The organism is Paraglaciecola sp. T6c (assembly GCF_000014225.1).
In the GTDB taxonomy this organism is placed as follows: Bacteria; Pseudomonadota; Gammaproteobacteria; order Enterobacterales; family Alteromonadaceae; genus Paraglaciecola; species Paraglaciecola atlantica_A.
On sequence record NC_008228.1, the window covers coordinates 1,543,985 to 1,565,330 of the forward strand.

The following is a 21,346-nucleotide window of genomic DNA, read 5'->3' on the forward strand; positions in this document are numbered from 1 at the left end:
ATGGTTAAGTGATTTCACACTTTGCTTACATATTACTAAGCGATTCTTGTGCCAACTTCTTAAAAATAAAAGGCCTTAAGAATCAATAACTTAAAAACCCGTCTAGCATGGCTAATGTAAAGTGGGTAATTGTTACCCAACTAAGAGATAAAATTTACCTATTTATAACAACTCCTAAAGCACAGAAAGGTGAAATACAGCGTTTGCCCCAGTGAGACTCTCCAAGCAACACCTGTTCATTAATAGCTTACAAAAAAGCCGACCAGTATAAATGGTCGGCTTCGATTAAGTGGGGCAAGCCTCAACTGAATAGGTAAGCGCTTTGCTCGTTACGCGCTTTTCTAAGCGTTTTCCTAAACACTTTTATTCAGGCTTCGCAGTACATATTGAAGAATGCCACCGTCATTGAAGTAACTGAACTCATTGGGGGTATCGATGCGGATCTGCGCGTCAAAGGTGAATTCTCCTTGTTCGCCTTTTACCGATACCACTACTTCTTTTTGATCTCCATCTATGGCGTCAATCGAGTACTGCTCCGTGCCGTCTAACTTCAAACTGGCGGCACTGTCGCCTGATTTAAATTGTAGGGGTAGAATACCCATACCTATCAGATTAGAGCGATGAATTCGTTCGTAGCTCTCGGCAATTACCGCTTTGACACCGAGCAACAGTGGACCTTTTGCGGCCCAGTCGCGAGAACTCCCTGTGCCGTACTCTTTGCCCGCAATTACCACCGTTGGCGTGCCTTGTTCTTGATACTTCATTGCTGCATCAAATACAGACATCTGTTCAGCTGATGGTTGAAAGCGCGTCCAGCCGCCTTCTGTACCGGGGGCGAGTTGATTTTTCAATCTGACATTGGCGAATGTTCCACGCATCATAACTTCGTGATTTCCTCGGCGTGAGCCAAAAGAGTTGAAGTCGTGCTCCTCAACACCGTGCGCTTGCAGGTATTGCGCAGCAGGGCCATCAGGGGCAATGCTACCGGCTGGAGAAATATGATCCGTCGTGACCGTGTCGCCGAGTTTCAACAAGCAGCGAGCATCTTTAATAGCACTGATCGCTTCGGGGTGTTGCTGAATGCCATCGAAAAAGGTGGGCTTTTTAACGTAAGTTGATTCAGGCCAATTATATTGCTCGCTATCGACCACGTCTAAATTGTTCCATGTCTCGTCACCCTCAAAAATATGGCTATAACGTTCAGAGAACATGTCGCTATTGACCACATCAGTCACAAGCGCTTGAATCTCTTCATTGCTTGGCCAAATATCACGCAAGTAAACGGGCTTACCGTCTTTACTGGAGCCAAGGGGCTCTTTGAGCAAGTCAATCTGCATATTTCCGGCTAGCGCATATGCGATAACTAACGGAGGAGAGGCAAGGTAATTAGCTTTTACGTCTGAGTGAATACGACCTTCAAAATTACGATTGCCTGATAGCACGGAAGTTACATTTAGCTTTTCTTTACGAATAGCAGCGCTGATAGGCTCGGGCAGTGGCCCCGAGTTGCCTATGCAGGTAGTACAGCCGTATCCGACTAGATGAAAGCCTAAATTTTCGAGTTCGTGGGTTAGGTTAGCCTTATTAAGGTATTCGGTGACGACTTGAGAGCCAGGCGCAAAGCTGGTTTTCACCCATGGTTTTACGGTCAGACCCATTTCACTGGCTTTTTTGGCCAGTAAGCCGGCAGCAATCAGCACAGAAGGGTTGGAGGTATTGGTACAACTGGTGATGGCCGCTATCACGACTGCGCCGTCGTTAAGGCTGAAACGCTGACCATTGTATTCGACCTCTGAGGAGTCCTCACTTTTCTCTGCTTGATGGCCACCTTCTGATTCGAAACGCCCTTTCTCGGGATCTTCGGTGGTGATAATCAATTTTTCCTGCTCAGATAACCACGTACTGAACTTGTCTGCAGCTTCACTTAACGGGATCCTATCCTGGGGGCGTTTAGGTCCCGCAATCGAGGTTACTACATCACTAAGGTCAATGTGTAGATTCGCATGATAGATTGCGCTTTGCTGAGCTTCGCTGCCCCACATGCCTTGTGCTTGTGCATACGCTTTGATCACATTAATATTGCGCTCTTCGCGGCCAGTCAAACGCAGGTAGGTTTCGGTTTGTTCGTCTAGCGGGAAGATACCACACGTTGCACCGTACTCTGGTGCCATGTTCGCTATGGTAGCTCTGTCGGCTATAGTGAGGTGTTTTACCCCTTCGCCGTAAAATTCGACAAATTTACCGACGACGCCAAATTCGCGTAGCTTTTGAGTAATGGTCAATACTAAATCTGTCGCCGTGGTACCGGGCGGCAAACTGCCGGTAATTTCCATGCCAACTACCTCAGGTATCAGCATGGTGACTGGCTGACCTAACATGGCGGCTTCAGCCTCAATGCCGCCTACACCCCAGCCCAAAATGCCTAAGCCGTTGATCATGGTCGTGTGGGAATCTGTGCCTACTAGGGTATCTGGATAAAGTAACGGCTGCTCGTGTTGCTCTTCAATAAAGGTGACACGTGCCAGATATTCTAAGTTCACCTGATGCACAATGCCTTTACCTGGCGGAACCACTTTAAAATTGTCAAACGCCTGCTGACCCCAGCGTAAGAACTGATAGCGTTCCTTATTACGCTGCACTTCCATCGCGGTATTCTTGTCGAAGGCATCGTCTTGGGCGAAATAATCCACCATGACGGAGTGGTCAATAACCAATTCCACGGGTTTTAACGGATTAATTTTTTGCGGGTCGCCTCCTAAATCAACCATGGCATCGCGCATGGCGGCTAAGTCAACTACCGCCGGTACGCCGGTAAAATCTTGTAGCACCACTCGAGAAGGAACGAAAGCAATCTCAGTCGTTGACTGGTCATTAATATCCCAGGTGGCGAGTTTGTTGATATCTTCTTCTTGAACAAAGTTTTCAGCACTGTGGCGCAAGAGGTTTTCTAACAATATTTTAGCGGCGAAAGGCAGTCGCTCGATATTGTGGGTATCTGAGAGGGCATCAAGGGCATAATAAGAGAATTGTTCACCCTCGAGGGTCAATGTTTTTAGATAAGGGGAAGCTTGTTGCATGATAATCTCCGGCTGTGGGATGTTTGGCGATAAATTTATATCTTCGATAGTTTTATATCTTCGAGAGTCAGCCCCAACGCACAAGCTTGTGCGTTGGGGCTGTTAGTCAGTTAATTATGCGCTGGGCAAGCCCTGCAGGGCGCGTCTCACTTTGAGTTTGTAATCGGCGTCATTTAGCAAGTTATGATCGCACTTGGGGCAACGCTCAATATCCGCAGCTGATAGGGTGCAGTGCACGCGTTGCTCAAGCCAATTGATATCATCAATGTGCTTTGGCGCCAGTAATAGCTTCTCTCCACCGGGTAGCCAATTGTGGGTATCTATAATCAACATAGGCACTTCCCAATTGTCCGTGTCTAAAATCAGGTCATGGATGTGGCCTACCGTTTCACCACCTGAGATGACGTCATACCCTTGCAATTCATCGATTGAGCGTAAGTGGTTAGCTTTGCTCTTGTCATGCTCCTCTAAATTGCTGTTTGCTTGCTCCAGTGCTTGTTGGTTTACCAAGGCTGTTGGATGAGCATATTCGCCCCACGCACCAGGGCCCGTCCAGTAATAGCCGTAACCCAGATAAGAAAACAGTATTTCTTCGTACTCTCTGGAGACAGTTTTTTCTTCATCAATCGATGGGCTGTCTTTCACTTGCTGTTTACTCAAAGCAACGTGAATTTTTTCGTCATCTGTGTCTATTTCTCGTAACGAAATAGGGGAGATCAGCACCTTTTCCCCTAGGGGTAACCATTTATGGGTATCGACGTACATATAACGAATTGTCCATGCACGGTCGTCAAACAAGAAATCTTTGATGATGCCAATGTCACCGTCTGTGGCTGCAATAGTGAATCGTTGAATGTCTCGTAAGCCTGCTAACATGATGTTCTCCCTACTCGTAGATGTGATAGGCAAGATGGAAGGTATCGGCTGTAGCTGTGCACAGATGGCGCGCACATTTAGCCTAATACAATAATCATCTTGGCTATTCTAAAATTAGCTGTTGCAGTAGGATTACGCAAAGAGCACGCCAGCTCATTTTTATGCCCTAAGTAACGGCGGTTGCTGTACTTCACGCGCTTAGAAACAAAGGTGTAGCAATGCAAAGCCATTGATAAACAGTAACTATTACGTTCAGGCTGTAAGAATTACAAGTTAAAATACGAGGCTTATAGGTATTGCGAGTCAGGCGTTGATTTAGGGAAGTCGTAGGAAAGAGTAGGGGATGTCAGCGCGAGTTTATAAGCGTTTAGGCTCTTTTAATACACGATATTTCTAGCACATTCAGTTCAGGGACGAACTGCGATATAAGGCAATCTCCCTCGAGCGGATCACCACTGTAGCAGGGGCTAGTCGAGGGCGATGCTTTGGGTGCGCTTAGATGAGTCAAACGCCCATTTTATGAATGGCTAAGCCAGCACTGAAAAGTGTTAAACAGGGCCTTTTTCAAAACTAGGAAGCGTAGCAATATCCGCCAGCCATTTTTGCGCAGAGCTTGACCAAATTTGACGCTTTGGTATTAAGTCATTTCGTTGATCGATAGCCCCTATACGCAAATTGTATACCTTGGGCTCATCGCCCACAGCTGATGCATAAATTCCTGTACCACAGTGCTCACAAAACCCTTGGGCTCGCGGGTTACCGCTTTGCGCTACCTTCACGTACTCTTTCGGCTTACCGCTAGAAAACGTTAGCCCGCCTACTTCGCTGACAACCACAGTGCGAAATGCGGTCGCTGATAACAGCTGACAGTCTGTGCAATGACAAATCATGGTTTTTTCAGGATCGATAACGGCGTCAAATACAAGTTCGCCACAATGGCAACGGCCGGTTACTTTCATTCTATTTCCTCAGGGTGAATATGTGCATCACGTCAGCCTATAGCTGCCCGTGCAACGCAGTCATTTTAGGACGTTTTTACAATACCTAGTTGGGCTAAGTAACGTCAGTAAAGCCTATGACTAAAACTCTTATATTTAAGCTACAAACTTCCAAAAAAGATAATACATACTGAAGAGTGTTAGCACGCTTAAGCAGCATAAAGTGTAGATACGAAATATACCTTGGGGCTTATATTGGGCGTCAACATCTGCCCCCATCATGACCTTATAATTTAGCCAAGCATAGATAGGCGCACTGACAAAAGACACTGTCGTCACAAAATCCAAGAGGGCTTTAATGTCAGCGCTAAAGTCAGAAATTATCCACCAACTGCCTAAGGCGAGTACGCAAAGTGCGGCGATATAAACCACATTTCCTTTTCGAGCGTGCGGCGTATCACTGGCGCTATCAAGGGGTAAGGGGGCATCATGTGAGTGGTTGAGCTGATATGCACGCTTCCATACTTGTGGAAAACCATCGGCAACCGCAAAGGTAGATGAAAATAGCGCCACAAAGGTAACAATGGCCATGAGCAACCAGCTCCAGTCCCCCAAGGCATTGCTGTAAATCCCGACAAGTTGCCCAGCAAATGCTGCTGCTGAGTTGGCAAAACCTTCGCCTTGGCCAAACATGAGCAAAGCGCCCAACCATAAAAAGATGATGGCTAACAATAAACTCGCCGCATAACCGATGTTGAAGTCTAAGGTCGCATTTTTCGCGTTTTGAACACCAGGTTTGGCCCCGCGAGATAATATCCATAACGAATGCCAAACCGATACTTCAACGGCGGTGGGCATCCAGCCTATCAATGCCACGATAAAGGCGATACTTGCCATAGAGCCAACTTCGATAGTCGGCACCCCTTCGGCTGGGCTGAATCCCAAACGCCCGATTGCTGCAAACCAAGCGATAATGCTGCAAATGACCAATACCAGCATCATCCATTTTAATAGCGTGTTGAGAAGCTTGTAATGGCCTATCAAGAGCACCGCGCATACCACACCCAATATCAAGGCTGCCCATTGGGAAAGGGTAAGCACCTCACCAAATAGATTCATGGCTAATGCGGCTGTGACTATGGTAACCCCTGATTGAACAAAAAACATGGTGATAAAGGTCAAACAGAGAAACAGGTAAAATGCCCATTTGCCTACTGAGCGATAGCCATCGAGTAAGCTCTTGCCTGTTAACCCAGCGTACTTAGGGCCAAATAGAAAAAAGGGGTACTTCACCACGTGAGCCAGTAAAATAAAGCCCAATAAGGCAAAACCGAAATCTGCTCCTGCTCGGGTTGACTGCACTATATGTGATACACCAATACTGGTGGCGGCCCAAACGATACCTGGGCCTAATATGGCCATTGTTTTCGCTAATTTCATGCTCGTTTTTCTCACGTTATCATTATGGTTTCGAGGTATTCACTATTTTGCTTTTTGCCACTGCTCTGAGCCGCGGGCTACTACACGTTTGAGTGACCCAAATACAAAAGCAACATTTTTGTTAGTTCATCGCATAAAGCGACAGAATCTAACTCGCATGCGATCGATGGGGTAATGTCGGGGTACAGCACTTTATCGAGCAGAGCAGTGATCATGGTGAAGATCACCATATTCGCTACCGATGATCTATCAGCAGCATTAATGTCATCACTGAACCTGAGCAATATCTGACTCATACGCTTATACATAACTTGTCTGTCTATTAAAGCTTCACCTGCCACAATGTGGGTATGCAAGCGTGAATTAAGGTGAATGGTGCGAAACAAGCTACGATTGGCGATGAAAAAATCATGGGTCTTGCGGGTTATCTCTTTCACTGCTTCAGCTAACGTCTCAAACGGCATCTGCTCTAATTGTTCAATCCACTGGGTAAGCTCGCGGCCAAAATCTTGGTATAGCAGCGGTAGTAGGGCTTCTTTGTTTTTAAAGCGCCGATAAAAGGTACCAACCGAAACGCCAGCGTGATCGCACAATTCTTTGATGCTGATGTGCTCAAAAAATTTACTTTGCAGGCAGTGGTGCACAGCAGCCATAAGTTTTCGCTGAGTGTCTTGACTGCGTATTTGTTTGGCTGGGATAACACTTGGGGTTGGCATAATTAACTTTTACCTTAAATCACATATACATCACAGGCTTGCGACTGAAAGAGCGCCAGAATCATGCCGTTTTTGACCGAAAACAGCAATACAAGATATGTGGCTTGTTGCCGATTTTAAGGAACGGGGCCATGTTCATGAGGTTGCGATCTCTGTGTCTACTGATTTGTTTTTATAATGTGTTAAAAATGTATTTATTTTGTAATGCCATGATTTTAATAATGAATATTTACAATTTAAGACTAACATCGCTTTGTAGCCTTGAATGGCTTTTGCTAGTATCCGCGCATCAAAATTGAGCACAAATTGATCTTGCTCAATACCCAGTATTTAACGTGTGATAAACGCCGGATTTTACATTGAACCGAATTACTTACCATAGAGATAACTTCATTCAGCGCAGCAAGGCGTTGGTGAACCTATCGAGCTCGTCGTTTTTTGCGAAAGTGTGCTTGGTGTCTGGGGTAATGGCTTTTTTAAGCGGTTTCAGTGTATTGCTTGGCGGCATCTACGAGGGGGCTGAGTTAGTCGGCTTCGCCCTCGACTTTTCTTCTTTCGATGTGCTTAGCAGTGCATTTTTTCTTTGGTTATTGGCGCTAAGCGGTTATTTCGCGAAACATGCTTTATGGCTTTTGAATCTTGTACCTGATTATGTACTTCGTCATTTGGCGGCTAAATCTAAGCCGTTGTTTACTGTTCCCGCTGTTATCAGCCCTGTGCCCAGCGCACATGGCTCTCGTGCTCCCCCCCTATTTTTGTAGCGGTTCAAGTCATTAAATAAGTCACTGTTGTTAGTGTGCTAGCGATAGCACCAAGTCACATGCACAGGTTCAGCTAGCGCTAAGCAGTCTGACCACTTATCTACCTTGAGCCCGCTCACCCAATAAATCCGGTTTGTCCGGTGTTTAATGCTGCCAGAATCACTTGGGCAGTGCTTTGAAAACTATGGGTAGGGGAAATCCTTTGTTGATCCGTAAGTTAGGTTATTCAGCGTTGACGGCAAGCATATTATTGCTGTCGGGCTGTGAAGGTGGTGTGCTTGATCCTAAAGGTCAGGTGGGCATCGATGAAAAGTATTTGATCGTTGTAGCAACGGTACTGATGCTGCTGGTGGTTATTCCTGTTATTGGCATGACCTTGTATTTCGCTTGGCGTTATCGTGAAGGTCGCGAGCATGAAATTTATGACCCAAAGTGGGCACACTCAACCAAAATTGAAGTGGTTGTGTGGTTAATCCCCATTGTGATTATTGCGATATTGGGCACCTTGACCTGGTACTCCACTCAAGAGCTCGACCCTTACAAGCCGTTAGATCACGAGCATAAACCCATCACTATTCAAGTGGTGTCTTTGAACTGGAAATGGCTATTCATCTATCCAGAGCAAGGTATCGCAACGGTTAACGAAGTGGTGTTTCCCAAAGATGTGCCCGTGGAATTTAAGATCACATCTGATACCACCATGAACTCGTTCTTTATTCCTCAGCTTGGTAGCCAGATTTATTCTATGGCAGGTATGACGACACGTCTTAACCTGATCGCCAACGAAGCGGGCGAGTTTGACGGCATTTCAGCCAACTACAGTGGTGCCGGGTTCACCGGAATGAAATTTAAAGCCATCGCTAAAAACAGCGAACAGGACTTTGAGCAATGGGTCAGCGCGGTTAAACACAGCCCTGCAAAACTGGGTGATGTGAGTTATGCCCAGTTAGCAAAGCCAAGTGAAAATAATCCCGTTAATTATTACGGCTCGGTGGACAGTCAACTGTTCCAACATATTGTGATGCAGTTTATGGGCAACATGCATTCCCATGATATGCATGAAGACCATCAAGAGCATTCTGCTCAAATGCACATGCAGGCGGAGGAGTAACTATGTCGCTATTAGGAAATTTATCCCTGGAGGCCATTCCGTACCACGAACCTATTATCATGGTAACGCTGGCAGTCATTGGTGTCATTGGCTTGGCCATTGTTGGTCTTATTACTAAATATCGAAAGTGGGGCGTGCTTTGGCACAACTGGTTGACGTCAGTTGATCATAAACGCTTAGGTATCATGTACATTATTCTTGCATTAGTCATGCTGATCCGTGGCTTCTCTGACGCGATAATGATGCGCACTCAACTCGCTATGGCGACTAACGGTGCTGAGGGATATTTGCCCCCAGAGCACTACGACCAAATATTTACCGCCCATGGCATTATCATGATCATCTTCATGGCCATGCCTTTTATGATTGGTTTAATGAACATTGTACTGCCGCTGCAAATTGGCGCGCGAGACGTGGCATTCCCTTTTATGAACAACTTGAGTTTCTGGTTAGCCGCTGCAGGTGCTGTGTTGATCAATATCTCTTTGGGTTTAGGTGAGTTCGCCAAAACCGGTTGGTTGGCCTATCCGCCATTATCGGAGATGTCCTTTAGCCCTGGGGTGGGGGTCGATTATTATATCTGGGCCTTGCAGATATCCGGGATCGGAACATTGCTTACCGGCGTCAACTTTTTAGCCACCGTGTTTAAAATGCGCGCCCCTGGCATGAAGTTGATGCAAATGCCCATTTTTACTTGGGCCTGTACTTGGGCGAATATATTAATTGTGGCCTCGTTCCCGATTCTAACCGCGGTGCTCGGTTTACTGACACTTGACCGTTATTTAGATTTTCACTTCTTCACCAATGATGGTGGCGGTAACGCTATGATGTACATCAACCTGTTTTGGGCGTGGGGTCACCCTGAAGTGTATATATTGGTGCTGCCTGCATTTGGTATTTTCTCTGAGGTTATTTCAACCTTTACCGGTAAGCGCTTGTTTGGCTACACCTCAATGGTGTGGGCAAGTGGCGCGATTTCGATTTTAGGCTTCGTGGTGTGGCTGCATCACTTCTTTACCATGGGTTCAAGTGCTGACGTAAATGCCTTCTTTGGGGTAATGACCATGATCATTGCCATACCCACGGGGGTGAAGTTATTCAACTGGTTGTTCACTATGTACCGTGGTCGCTTACGCATAACAGTGCCGGTTTTATGGACCTTAGGCTTTATGGTTACTTTCAGTATCGGTGGTATGACAGGGGTGTTACTTGCTGTGCCTGGTGCTGATTACGTATTACATAACAGCTTATTTTTAGTGGCTCATTTTCATAACACCATCATAGGTGGTGCGGTGTTTGGTTACATGGCGGGCTTTGCGTTTTGGTTCCCAAAAGCCACAGGTTTTCATTTGAACGAGCGTTTAGGTAAATACTCTTTCTGGTGCTGGCAAATTGGTTTCTACGTGGCGTTTATGCCGCTTTACGTGCTTGGCTTCCTGGGTATGACCCGTCGTTTAAATCATACCAACAACCCAGATTGGAACATTTGGTTGTATATCGCGGCGTTAGGCGCAGTGATTATCTTTGTAGGTATCATTCTGCAATTTGTGCAGCTTTACGTGAGTATTCGCGATCGTGAACAAAACCCAGATGTAGATGGCGATCCATGGAATGGTCACACACTCGAATGGTCAACAGCGTCACCACCTCAGTTCTATAACTTTGCCGTTCTACCTAAGGTACATGACATAGACGCGTTCACAGACATGAAAGAAAAAGGTATTGAGTATCAGGCACCCGATGAATATATGCCAATTCACATGCCACGGAATACCGCTGCGGGTATGCAAATCGCGGGGGCGGCTGGCGTCGTTGGATTCGCCTTGATCTGGCATATTTGGTGGTTAGCCATCGTTGGCTCACTGGGTATGGTAGTCGCGTTAATTGCACGCTGTTATGCCAAAGACGTGGACTATTATGTTGAGCCGCAAGAAGTGGCTGAAATTGAACGAGCACACTTAGCCAGTGTGGCCACAGTGAAGGAGGAAGCGTTATGAGCGCCGTACCAGACACCCTAAAACTCGCCTCTGATCACGGCTTGCATGCAGATGATCATGGGGGCGGGCATGACGAACACCATGACACCGGCGGCAATACGCTGTTCGGGTTTTGGTTGTACTTAATGACCGATTGCATTTTATTTGCTTCTGTTTTTGCTACCTACGCCGTGTTGTACATGAACACCGACGGTGGCGTATCAGGTAAAGACATATTCGACCTTAACTTTGTGCTGGTTGAAACCGCCGCGTTATTGGTGAGCAGTATTACCTATGGCTTTGCACTCTTGTGCGCTCACAAGCAACAACGTGCAGGTACGTTACTGTGGTTATTGGTCACTATGGCCCTTGGTTGTGTGTTTATTGCCATGGAAGTGTATGAGTTTCATCATCTCATCGTTGAAGGAAATGGCCCTGATCGCAGTGCGTTTTTAAGTTCATTCTTTGCGCTAGTCGGCATGCACGGTTTGCATGTAACCGCTGGGCTAGTGTGGATGCTGGTCATGGTGCTTGAGGTACTCAAGCGCGGTTTAGGTGCGCAAACCGTTACGCGCCTTGGATGCCTAAGCTTATTTTGGCATTTCTTGGATATCGTATGGGTCTGTGTATTCACAGTCGTATATTTATTAGGAGCAATGTGATGAGTCATTCTGCTGAAGCGACTGCCCATGGCAGCGTAAAGTCCTATCTTATTGGGTTTGTTTTATCAGTCATTCTCACGGCTATTCCGTTTTGGATGGTGATGAGTGGACACTTTGGTAAATCAGTCCTGTTTTACAGTGTGGTGTCCTTTGCGTTGGTGCAAATTGTGGTGCACTTGAAGTACTTTTTGCACTTGAATTTTTCAGTCAAAGGGCGTTTGGACACATTTGCGTTTCTGTTTACCGCACTGATTATTGTGATGGTGGTTGGGTTGTCCATTTGGATTATCTACAGCGCAAACGCGATGATGATGTAATAAGGAGGCCACCATGAAAGTAAAACGTTATATCAACATCACTAAGCCCGGCATCATCATGGGTAATTTAATCTCTGTTGCCGGTGGTTTTTTGCTCGCCTCGCGAGGGGAGGTTGACGGGTTGTTGATGCTCATGACGGTGTTAGGTTTGTCGCTCGTGGTGGCCTCGGGTTGTGTGCTCAATAATTGTATTGATACGGACATTGACGCCAAAATGCAGCGCACCCGCAATCGCGCTACTGTCACAGGAGATGTGTCCATTGCACGTGCGCTGCAATTTGGTCTGGCCTTGGCGGTGCTCGGTTTTGGTTTGCTTATTCGTTATACCAATAGTATTGCGGTGGGTTTCGCTGTACTGGGTTACGCAGTATATGTGGGCGTGTATAGCTTATATATGAAACGCAAATCAGTGTATGGCACGTTAGTGGGCAGTTTGTCAGGCGCGGTGCCACCTGTGGTCGGTTACTGCGCCGCAAGTGGCCAATTTGATGCCGGTGCCGCTATCCTATTATTGATGTTTAGTTTGTGGCAAATGCCGCATTCTTACGCCATCGCCATCTTTCGTTTTGACGATTACGCCAAAGCCAATATACCGGTATTGCCAGTAGCAAAGGGGATCGCAAAAACCAAATTGCATATTGTATTGTATATCGCTGTATTTGCGATTGTCAGCGCGCTTCTGCCGCTAAGCGGTTACACCGGGCTGACGTTTATGGCGGTGGCTTGTGTGACTAGCTTGTGGTGGCTGTTTATGGCATTGCGTGGCTATCGCAAAAACATCGAGTTAGTGGTTTGGGCAAGGCAAGTATTTGGCTTTTCTATCTTAACCATCACTGCTCTTAGTATCGGCATGGCCTTTGATTTTCAGGCCTTGCCACCGAGTTTGCTAGTGATGCTTAGCTGAACATCAAGGCTATCACGTTAACGTATTCAAACGCGTTAACTCAATGGCCTTTATTTTTAGCCGAGTGAATCGCAGCCCAACGAATATCGGCTTAGCAACTATCAGCTTGAGCTTGTGAACAAGCCCTTTTAACGCCTCTGCTACGATCCGTTAGCAGGGCTTACTTGAGCCAAAAGGTTTAACAGTGCGTTTAATGAAATCGGCTTAACCATATGATGGTCAAAACCTGCTTCTTTCGATTTACGTCTATCTTCATCCTGCCCCCAACCCGTTAGGGCAATGATCGTTATATTTTTGCCCCATGTCTCTTTACGAATTGCGCTGCACACTTGGTAACCATCCAGAATAGGCAGGCCTATGTCGAGTAGAATGACATCCGGTTTGTGTTGCGCTGCAGCGATAACTGCTTGCTCACCATCATAAACCACGTGTGTGGTGTGCTGATGTACGTTAAGCAACATCTGCATGCTGTCTGCACTGTCTTGGTTATCATCCACTATCAGCACATTTAACGCTTCTGTTTGCACCGCGCGATTCACGCCGACAGTTTTTGGCGTGCCACTTGGTCTAGCAGGTGTGCTCGGTAGGGTGACAATAAACTCTGCACCATGGCCTAAGCCCTCGCTTTTACATTCGACGTGCCCGCCGTGCATTTCAACTAAGCGTTTGACCAATGACAGACCGATACCTAAACCACCCTCAGCTTGCTCAAGCTGATTGCTTACTTGGGTAAACAATTCAAATACTTGTGAGCGCATATGCTCAGCAATACCCAAGCCACTGTCTTTCACGCTAATGCTGACTTGTTGCTCACCACCTAAGTTGACTGTGACCCAAATAAACCCGTTTTTAGGGGTGTATTTGCACGCATTGTTGAGCAGGTTACCAAGTATTTGCGCTAAACGTGCAGGGTCAGCAAATAAAGAAATGGCTTCATGTGGCATATTAACCTGTACCGAGTGGCCCAAGCGTTTGGCGTAGGGGCTCACAGCTTCTACTGCTTGCTCAACGATGTCTTTAAGATCAATACGTTGGCGTTTCAAAGACAGTTTATCTTTTGATATACGGCTAATATCCAGTAAATCGTCAATTAGGCGTACCATTTGCGCAACTTGGCGATCCATGGTTGCCACTGCGGTCTGCATCATGGCGGGATCGGTCTTGACATTGCGTATCAATTCCATCGAGTTTCTTAGGGGCGCTAAGGGGTTTCGAAGTTCATGGGCTAATGTGGCAAGAAATTCATCTTTGCGCTTATCAGCCACTGATAGCTTGTTTGTTAATTTGGTGAGTTTTTCAGCCATTTTACGCTGTTCAGTGATATCGGTATTGGTACCAAAAAAGCGGATTAGCTGGCCATCTTGGGCATAGATCGCATTCATTCGGGATAGGAACCAGCGATATTTACCGTTTGCACCCCGCAGCGGAAAGGTGTCTTCCCAGTCGATACCTTTGGCTAAACAGTCGGAAAATTTATTGAATACCGCCTCTTGGTGGTCAGGATGATGGTACGCCTTCCACCCACCGTTTAAGTTTTGCTCCATGGTGGTACCGGTATAAGACAACCAGCGCTGATTAAACCATTCTATTTCGCCTTGAGCATTGGCCATCCATGCTAGCTGGGGCACATTGTCGACGACCGCGCGAAAACGTTCTTCACTTGACCTGACAGATTGTTCATTTTGCCTACGCTTAATAACGAGCTCAGCGGTACGCATGATGATATCAAGGCTGTCGTAGTCCATTTGTGCAGGGGCTTGAGGTGAACTGTAATACATAGCGAATACGCCCAGCACGTCTTTGCCTGAAATTATCGGCAACGACCAGCACGCCCGTAAATTGTGAGCAAGTGCTAAGTCTCGGTGCTCTACCCACAGTGGATCAGACGCAATATCCGCTACAAACACAGCTTGCTTGGTAGCCGCAGACGTACCACAAGCGCCACTTTGTTGGTTTATTTTCAGGCCATCAATGTGTTGCACATAGGCTTTTGGAAGACTGAGCCCGGCAGCAAAGTGCAAACATTGGGCGTGTTCATCAACCAGCATAATGCTGCCAATCATGCCATTTTTAGAATGCTCCTCTAAAGACAATATGAGGGTTTCCAGCACATTATTAAGTGGTGCCTCTTGGGCCATTTGCTCCAAGGCGTTGGTTTGCGCAATCTGCAACGCTTCGGTTCGTTTGCGCTCACTTATGTTTGCCACAATACCTAGCACGCGCGTAGGTTTACCGTCCGTGTCGCCGTATAAACTGCCGTATGACGCTAACCAGTGAATGCTTTTGTCTGGCCAGATAACGCGAAATTCAGCGCGAAAGTCGCTGCCGTCTCTCAACGACTTTTCGAATTTATATTTCACTTCATCTCTGTCTTGGGGGTGAATATGGGCGTAAAAGCCTTCAATTCCCCATTGAGCATCAGGTATTTGGGCTTCGTAACCAAAGCATTTGTCGTGATGCAAAGAGCGTCGGGTTAAGCCTGTGACTAAATCCACCTCCCAGTCACCCACTTGAGCGGCCTCAAGGGTGATGTCTAAGGTGGTTTTGCTGGCACGCAAAGTTTCAAGAATTCTTAAGTGCTCTGTGCGTACCCAAAAACGCCGAGCAAACTCGATCACTAATTCAATTTCGTCATCACGCCACTCATGTGAAGCGCTACGATAAACACTTAATACAAAATGGTTCTTCTTATCTAAGCTGATAGGCACACAAATAAATGCACCTATGCCTCTTTCCTGAAACTGACCGTCTGTGTATCTGGGATCCGTGGCGACATTATTCACGATCAAGGTGAGGTTTTCTTTTTCGCACATGGCAATTTCAAAGGGCAGTTCCATCTTAGCTTTAGGCATTTCTGCTAGCGATGCGTGCTGCCATACATGCGTGATCCCAAGCCTTCCTGAAACGGGATGAGTTTCACAAAAAATGCAGGCACTTAAATCTAGGTGTGCAGCTAAGTTTTCGGTAATGATTGATTTGATTCTTTTTAAACTGCCAGCACTGAGTAAGTCAGAACTGACTTGCGTCAACATGGCCGAATTACGCTCAGCACGTTTTCTGGTGGTGATGTCGATGCCTGAAGGAATAATCTGCACCACACTGCCATGTTCATCAAAAATGGGGTGCAGCATAAAATCTATATCGATGAGTACATCGTCAGCCAACCTTGCTGTGGTATCAAAACGAGAAGACACACCGTGCTTTGCTTTGTTTATCGCTTTGCGGATCGATTGCTGCACTTGGCTATTGTGTGACCACCAGAACGTTTGCTCGAACGGCAGACCGATGACTTCATCTTCCTGCAGTGACGCTGAAACAAGGGCGGTCTTGTTCGCTTCGCGCAAAATACCGTCGGGGGTCAATACGCCCATAAACACCGCAAAACGCTCTAATACATCAGTGACGACTTTGCCGTTGCTGTCAGTGGTCAATACTTTGCTGTCGTCGTCAAACGCTGACACGGGTTGCTGAAGTCGTGTCAATTTAGTAAGCAGCTGTATCAAGGCGATACTGAGCAGTGAAAACCAGCTGATTTGCAATGAAAAAACAGATAATAGCGCATAGGGAATATGGTGGCGAAACAGGTAACTCACAACGCAAATTGCGCCGATGAAACTAAGGTAGGCCAGCGCCGAATTTTTCCGATAAGCAGCCAGTAATACGGCAGGTAAAAATAACCACAACGCTTCACCTGGGCTAAATACACTGGCCAAAAAAGAGGCAAGAATGACGGCTAAAAAAAATGCGGTAAATGTACTTAGCCAGCCATTAAAGTTGAGTGTAGAAAAGCGTAAATGAGTGCTAAAAAACATCAGCAAAATCCGTTTGAAGAGAGGGGGGATCCCTGTCTTAATATTTGGCCGATTTTGCACTGTTTTTCCACTAATTCAAGCATTGTTGGTAAATAAAAACGCCGCTTAGGTTTCCCATCAGCGGCGTGTTGTTTTATTGCGGTAACGGTGCGCTTAAAACACCGGCAAAACCTGTTATTTACTGATTTTTTTGTATTTCAAGCGATGAGGCTCAACCACATCTTTACCTTGGGTTTCTTTGAGCCAAGTGGCGTACTCAGTGTAGTTACCCGCGAAGAAGTTGATTTTGCCTTCGTCACGGTAATCCATGATGTGGGTGGCGATGCGATCCAAGAACCAGCGATCGTGCGAGATAACCATGGCACAACCAGGGAACTCAAGCAGCGCGTTTTCAAGGGCGCGTAACGTTTCAACGTCCAAGTCATTGGTTGGCTCATCCAGTAACAACACGTTGCCGCCGGCTTTTAATAACTTGGCCAAGTGCACACGATTACGCTCACCACCTGATAAGTCTTTGACAAACTTCTGTTGGTCGTTGCCTTTAAAGTTAAAACGGCTGCAATAGGCGCGGCTGTTTAGCTCGAAGTTGCCGATACGAATAATGTCAGAATCATCAGAAATTTCTTTGTAAACCGTGTTATTGCCATCCATGTGATCGCGAAACTGATCAACACTGGCCAGTTTTACTGTTTTACCGACAATGACTTCCCCTGAATCGGCATTTTCTTCGCCGCTTAGCATGCGAAATAGGGTCGATTTACCCGCGCCGTTTGGCCCGACAATACCGACAATGGCACCTTTGGGCATGGCGAAGGTTAAATCATCAATAAGCAAACGATCACCGTAGCTTTTACGTAAATTGTTTACTTCAATGACTTGCTCGCCTAAGCGATCGCCCGGTGGGATAAACAATTCATTGGTTTCGTTACGTTTTTGGTAATCGCCGGTGTTGAGCTCTTCAAAGCGGGCCATACGCGCCTTGCTTTTAGACTGACGACCTTTGGCGTTTGAACGTACCCATTCCAATTCAGTTTTAATCGATTTTTGACGCGCACTTTCGGTTTTTTCTTCTTGTTGTAAACGCGCGTCCTTTTGCTCCAACCAAGAAGAATAATTGCCTTCCCAAGGAATACCTTGGCCACGGTCAAGCTCTAAAATCCAACCGGCGACGTTATCTAAGAAATAACGGTCGTGGGTAATAGCGACCACTGTGCCTTCATAGTCGTGTAAGAAGCGCTCTAACCAGGCTACTGATTCTGCATCCAAGTGGTTGGTAGGCTCATCCAGTAACAGCATGTCGGGCTTTTCAAGTAATAAGCGACATAGAGCAACGCGGCGGCGCTCACCACCAGATAATTTACTCACATCTGCATCCCAAGGCGGCAAACGCAAGGCATCGGCGGCGCGCTCAAGAGCATTTTCAAGATTGTGACCGTCTTTACTTTGAATAATGGCTTCAAGCTCACCTTGCTCTTTAGCCAGTGCGTCAAAGTCGGCGTCTTCTTCTGCGTAGGCAGCGTACACTTCTTCAATGCGCTTGAGGGCATGAGCTACATCGGCGACGGCTTCTTCGATATTGCCGCGCACGTCTTTGCTTTCGTCTAGCTGTGGCTCTTGTGGTAAGTAACCAATTTTTAAGCCCGCTTGAGGAATGGCTTCCCCTTCGATGTCTTTATCGATTCCGGCCATGATCCGAAGCAGGGTAGATTTACCTGAGCCGTTCAAACCGAGAACGCCGATTTTGGCGCCGTGGAAGAAACTCAGTGAAATATCTTTAAGAATAAACTTGTTCGGGGGCACGATTTTGCCCACACGATTCATGCTATATACGTATTGCGCCATGATGAAAACAACTCCATAAAATTTTGCCTATTGTAAACACTGCACATGAGCGATGAAAGCGCTAGCTGAGACTATTTTTGTAATTGTTTACTTTGTGCTCGCAGCTAAACAGAGTTTGTTTTTTATCTAATTGATATTTAACTATATTTCTATCTTTTACTGATTGATTTAAACGCGCTGAATGAGCACACATTCCTTGACAAATTTCGGTGTGCATCCCTTGCATCACTCGCGTAGTATTTGCATCGTCTTAGGGATTAAAAAGAGAGTGCTATGTTAAAAAAATCATCTGTTTTACTTATGTGCGCTGGGTTATTTTGTCAGCCAGCATTGGCCAGCCGCCTGGTTGAAAATGCCTTGGTAGAGCAAACAAGCCAAGAGTTAGCGAGCGCCAAAGCGTTACTGTTAAAAACGGTCAATATTAACAGTGGCACCATGAATTTTGCTGGCGTGAAAGAAGTCGGTGACATCATGCGCAAAGAGTATGACGCCCTAGGCTTTGACACCCAGTGGGTCGATGGCAGTGAATTTAACCGGGCAGGGCATCTTGTTGCTACCTATGAATCTCCGACTCATCCAAGCGGCCAAAAGCTTTTGTTAATCGGCCATTTGGATACGGTGTTTGCTAAAGACGATGACTTCCAGCAAGCCAAAGAAATAGACGAGCAACATATTGCCGGGCCGGGCATTTCAGATATGAAAGGCGGCAATGTGATCATGCTGACCGCCATTAAAGCCCTAAAAGCCAAAGGCATGCTTGACCGCTTAAATATTAAAGTGGTGCTTACCGGTGATGAAGAGTCCAGCGGTCGCCCGTTGAGTCAATCTAAAAAAGCCTTAATCGATGCGGCTATTTGGGCTGACGTCGCCCTTGGTTTTGAAGATGCCGATGGCGATATTCGTACAGCGGTTACTGCACGGCGCGGTGCATCTACGTGGCAAGTGACCACATCTGGCAACGCTGCCCACTCGTCACAAATATTCACCGACAAAGTGGGTGATGGGGCGATATTTGAAATGGCGCGTATTTTACAAGAATTCCGTTTACAACTGACCGATTTGCCTTTGCTTAGCTTTAACCCTGGTGTGATTGCAGGTGGTACGCGGGTAACAACGAGTAAGGGCGGCGATGAAGTGGTCGCCTTTGGCAAAACAAACGTTGTCGCCAAAGATGCCTCGGTAAAAGGCGGCCTGCGGGCGGCATCTCAAGAGCAGATAGAACAAGCCAAAGCAATTATGAGCCAGGTAGTGGAGCAACACTTAGCGCAAACCGATGCCACTTTCACCTTTGATGAGGGCTACCCGCCCATGAAAGAAACCAAAGGCAATAAATCACTGCTGGCTCAGTACAGTCAAGTCAGCGTTGATTTAGGCTATGGTCCGGTAACAGCGGTTAACCCGCGAAATGCCGGGGCGGCAGATATCTCGTTTACCGCAGGGCACGTGAAAATGGCCATCGATGGGTTAGGCCTGATGGGCGAGGGCGGTCATACCAAAGATGAAGTGGCAGATATGCGTACCTTTAAACAGAATATCGAGAAAACCGCGGTGTTGATGTATCGCTTATCCAATCCTTAGTCGCAGATTATTTAGGAAGAAACATGAAAAAATTTAATTGGGCCATTATGGGCCCAGGCTCGATTGCAGATAGGTTTGCAGAAGCGTTGATGCCGTCACAAAAAGGCATTCTTTACGCTGTGGCCAGTCGCGATATTAATAAAGCACAGGCCTTTGCTGACAAATACAGCGCTGACGGCGTTCCTAATAAAGCTGACGGCACTTTTCATCAAGCTGACGGCACCCCTCCGAAACCCTACGGCAGCTATCAACAGATGCTGGCTGATCCTGAGGTCGACGTGGTGTATATCGCTACGCCGCAAAGCCTTCACTATGAGCAAGCGAAAATGTGCTTAGAAGCTGGCAAACATGTATTGATGGAAAAGCCACTGACTATTAACGCGGCGCAAACCGAGGCGCTAATAGCACTAGCACAAGAAAAGCAGTTATTACTGCAAGAAGGGCTGTGGAGCCGCTTTATGCCATGCTTCGAGCAAGTAAAATTATGGCTTGATGAGGGGCGAATTGGCGAGCTGCAATATATTTGCTCTGACATTGGTTTTTCTTTTGGTGACAGAGAAGGGCACAGATTACATAACCCTGCCTTGGGTGGTGGCGCATTACTCGATTTAGGCGTTTACAGCATTACTTTGAGCCAATGTTTGATGCAAGAGCACCCCAGTGAAATTAACGCCATGAGCCATTTTGGTAACCTGCAAGTAGATGAAAACACGATCGTGAATATGCGCTATCCGTCTGGGCGCTGCGCTCAGTTTACTTGCACGATCGCTGCACAGGCGAGTAATTCAATGACGTTAATGGGCAGTAAAGGCCGTATTGTATTGCCGTATATGTTTTGGAACGGCAATAAAGCGACTTTGCAGCAAGAAGACGTGCAAGACGAGGTGATTGAGTTTGCCCATCGGGTAAATGGTTTTGAGTATCAAATTGAAGAAGCCATGAACATGATTGAGAAAAATCAAGTATGCAGTGATTTTATGCCCCACGGCGATAGCCTAGCGGTTATGCAAACCATGGATGAAATTCGCCGCCAAATTGGCCTGAAATTCAGCCCTGACGCAGAGCGTATGTAGCACGACTGGCTCACCACCTAAGCCGTGGTGATCCTTCTTTACACTTTTAGGTTATAGAACATTGCATAAAAGCTATGTACAAAAAGTGCAAAATGACTAGAATGTGCGCTCTTTTTAGTTAGCACTTAAATTGCCAGCCAACATAGCGTTTGATGAAAAATGCAGCTACGGCGTTAAGTGTCTGTTGAAATTATGTATTTTTGACAGGCCAAAGCGCACGCAGTTAAGCGACTTTTATCGCGCAATTGTAGCGGCCCCGAGGA

The 21,346-nt window shown here is 46.5% G+C and carries 15 protein-coding genes; 8 read left to right on the plus strand and 7 right to left on the minus strand.

Annotated features, from left to right (window positions below; translation table 11 throughout):
• Positions 1–353: 353 nt before the first annotated feature.
• The 5 genes from acnA to PATL_RS06560 all read right to left on the minus strand — a co-directional run bounded on the left by acnA (position 354) and on the right by PATL_RS06560 (position 7,047).
• Positions 354–3,077 (minus strand): aconitate hydratase AcnA, encoded by a 2,724-nt coding sequence (gene acnA, locus PATL_RS06540; protein ID WP_011574134.1) that lies wholly within the window; start codon positions 3,075–3,077, stop codon positions 354–356.
• A gap of 114 nt (positions 3,078–3,191) precedes the next feature.
• Entirely contained in the window at positions 3,192–3,953 is a 762-nt protein-coding gene (locus PATL_RS06545; protein WP_011574135.1) for a PRC-barrel domain-containing protein, read from the minus strand.
• 548 nt (positions 3,954–4,501) lie between these two features.
• Positions 4,502–4,912 (minus strand): GFA family protein, encoded by a 411-nt coding sequence (locus PATL_RS06550; RefSeq protein ID WP_011574136.1) that lies wholly within the window; start codon positions 4,910–4,912, stop codon positions 4,502–4,504.
• A 135-nt stretch (positions 4,913–5,047) separates the two neighbouring features.
• Positions 5,048–6,331, minus strand: coding sequence for an NRAMP family divalent metal transporter (locus PATL_RS06555; RefSeq protein ID WP_011574137.1), 1,284 nt, complete (start codon positions 6,329–6,331; stop codon positions 5,048–5,050).
• An 80-nt stretch (positions 6,332–6,411) separates the two neighbouring features.
• Positions 6,412–7,047 carry a TetR/AcrR family transcriptional regulator gene (locus tag PATL_RS06560; RefSeq protein ID WP_011574138.1) on the minus strand — a complete coding sequence of 212 codons (636 nt, stop codon included), beginning with the start codon at positions 7,045–7,047 and terminating at the stop codon, positions 6,412–6,414.
• Positions 7,048–7,406: 359 nt separating this feature from the next.
• Here PATL_RS06560 and PATL_RS06565 point away from each other — a divergent pair, with 359 nt between their 5' ends.
• From PATL_RS06565 to cyoE, 6 genes are all read left to right on the plus strand, one after another.
• A complete protein-coding gene (locus PATL_RS06565; RefSeq protein WP_011574139.1) occupies positions 7,407–7,808 on the plus strand; it encodes a hypothetical protein in 402 nt (133 codons plus the stop codon).
• A 202-nt stretch (positions 7,809–8,010) separates the two neighbouring features.
• Complete coding sequence (cyoA, locus tag PATL_RS06570; RefSeq protein ID WP_041713461.1) at positions 8,011–8,919, plus strand: ubiquinol oxidase subunit II; 909 nt, start codon at positions 8,011–8,013, stop codon at positions 8,917–8,919.
• Between the two features lie 2 nt (positions 8,920–8,921).
• Positions 8,922–10,916: a cytochrome o ubiquinol oxidase subunit I gene (cyoB, locus tag PATL_RS06575; protein ID WP_011574141.1), complete on the plus strand. Its 1,995-nt coding sequence runs from the start codon at positions 8,922–8,924 to the stop codon at positions 10,914–10,916.
• Positions 10,913–11,557, plus strand: coding sequence for a cytochrome o ubiquinol oxidase subunit III (cyoC, locus tag PATL_RS06580; protein WP_011574142.1), 645 nt, complete (start codon positions 10,913–10,915; stop codon positions 11,555–11,557). The genes cyoB and cyoC overlap by 4 nt, the downstream gene beginning before the upstream one ends.
• Positions 11,557–11,874 (plus strand): cytochrome o ubiquinol oxidase subunit IV, encoded by a 318-nt coding sequence (gene cyoD, locus PATL_RS06585; RefSeq protein ID WP_011574143.1) that lies wholly within the window; start codon positions 11,557–11,559, stop codon positions 11,872–11,874. Before cyoC ends, cyoD begins: the two co-directional genes overlap by 1 nt.
• A 13-nt stretch (positions 11,875–11,887) precedes the next feature.
• Entirely contained in the window at positions 11,888–12,778 is an 891-nt protein-coding gene (gene cyoE / locus PATL_RS06590) for a heme o synthase (RefSeq protein ID WP_011574144.1), read from the plus strand.
• Between the two features lie 140 nt (positions 12,779–12,918).
• Here cyoE and PATL_RS06595 read toward each other — a convergent pair whose 3' ends face one another.
• On the minus strand, positions 12,919–16,590 hold the full coding sequence (locus PATL_RS06595) for a PAS domain-containing protein (protein ID WP_011574145.1): 3,672 nt from the start codon (positions 16,588–16,590) through the stop codon (positions 12,919–12,921).
• Between the two features lie 174 nt (positions 16,591–16,764).
• Entirely contained in the window at positions 16,765–18,432 is a 1,668-nt protein-coding gene (gene ettA / locus PATL_RS06600; RefSeq protein ID WP_011574146.1) for an energy-dependent translational throttle protein EttA, read from the minus strand.
• A 273-nt stretch (positions 18,433–18,705) separates the two neighbouring features.
• Between ettA and PATL_RS06605 the strand changes: the two genes are divergently transcribed.
• Both PATL_RS06605 and PATL_RS06610 read left to right on the plus strand, forming a co-directional pair.
• Entirely contained in the window at positions 18,706–20,010 is a 1,305-nt protein-coding gene (locus PATL_RS06605) for a M20/M25/M40 family metallo-hydrolase (RefSeq protein WP_011574147.1), read from the plus strand.
• Between the two features lie 23 nt (positions 20,011–20,033).
• Positions 20,034–21,083 (plus strand): Gfo/Idh/MocA family protein, encoded by a 1,050-nt coding sequence (locus PATL_RS06610; protein ID WP_011574148.1) that lies wholly within the window; start codon positions 20,034–20,036, stop codon positions 21,081–21,083.
• The last annotated feature ends 263 nt before the right edge of the window (positions 21,084–21,346 follow it).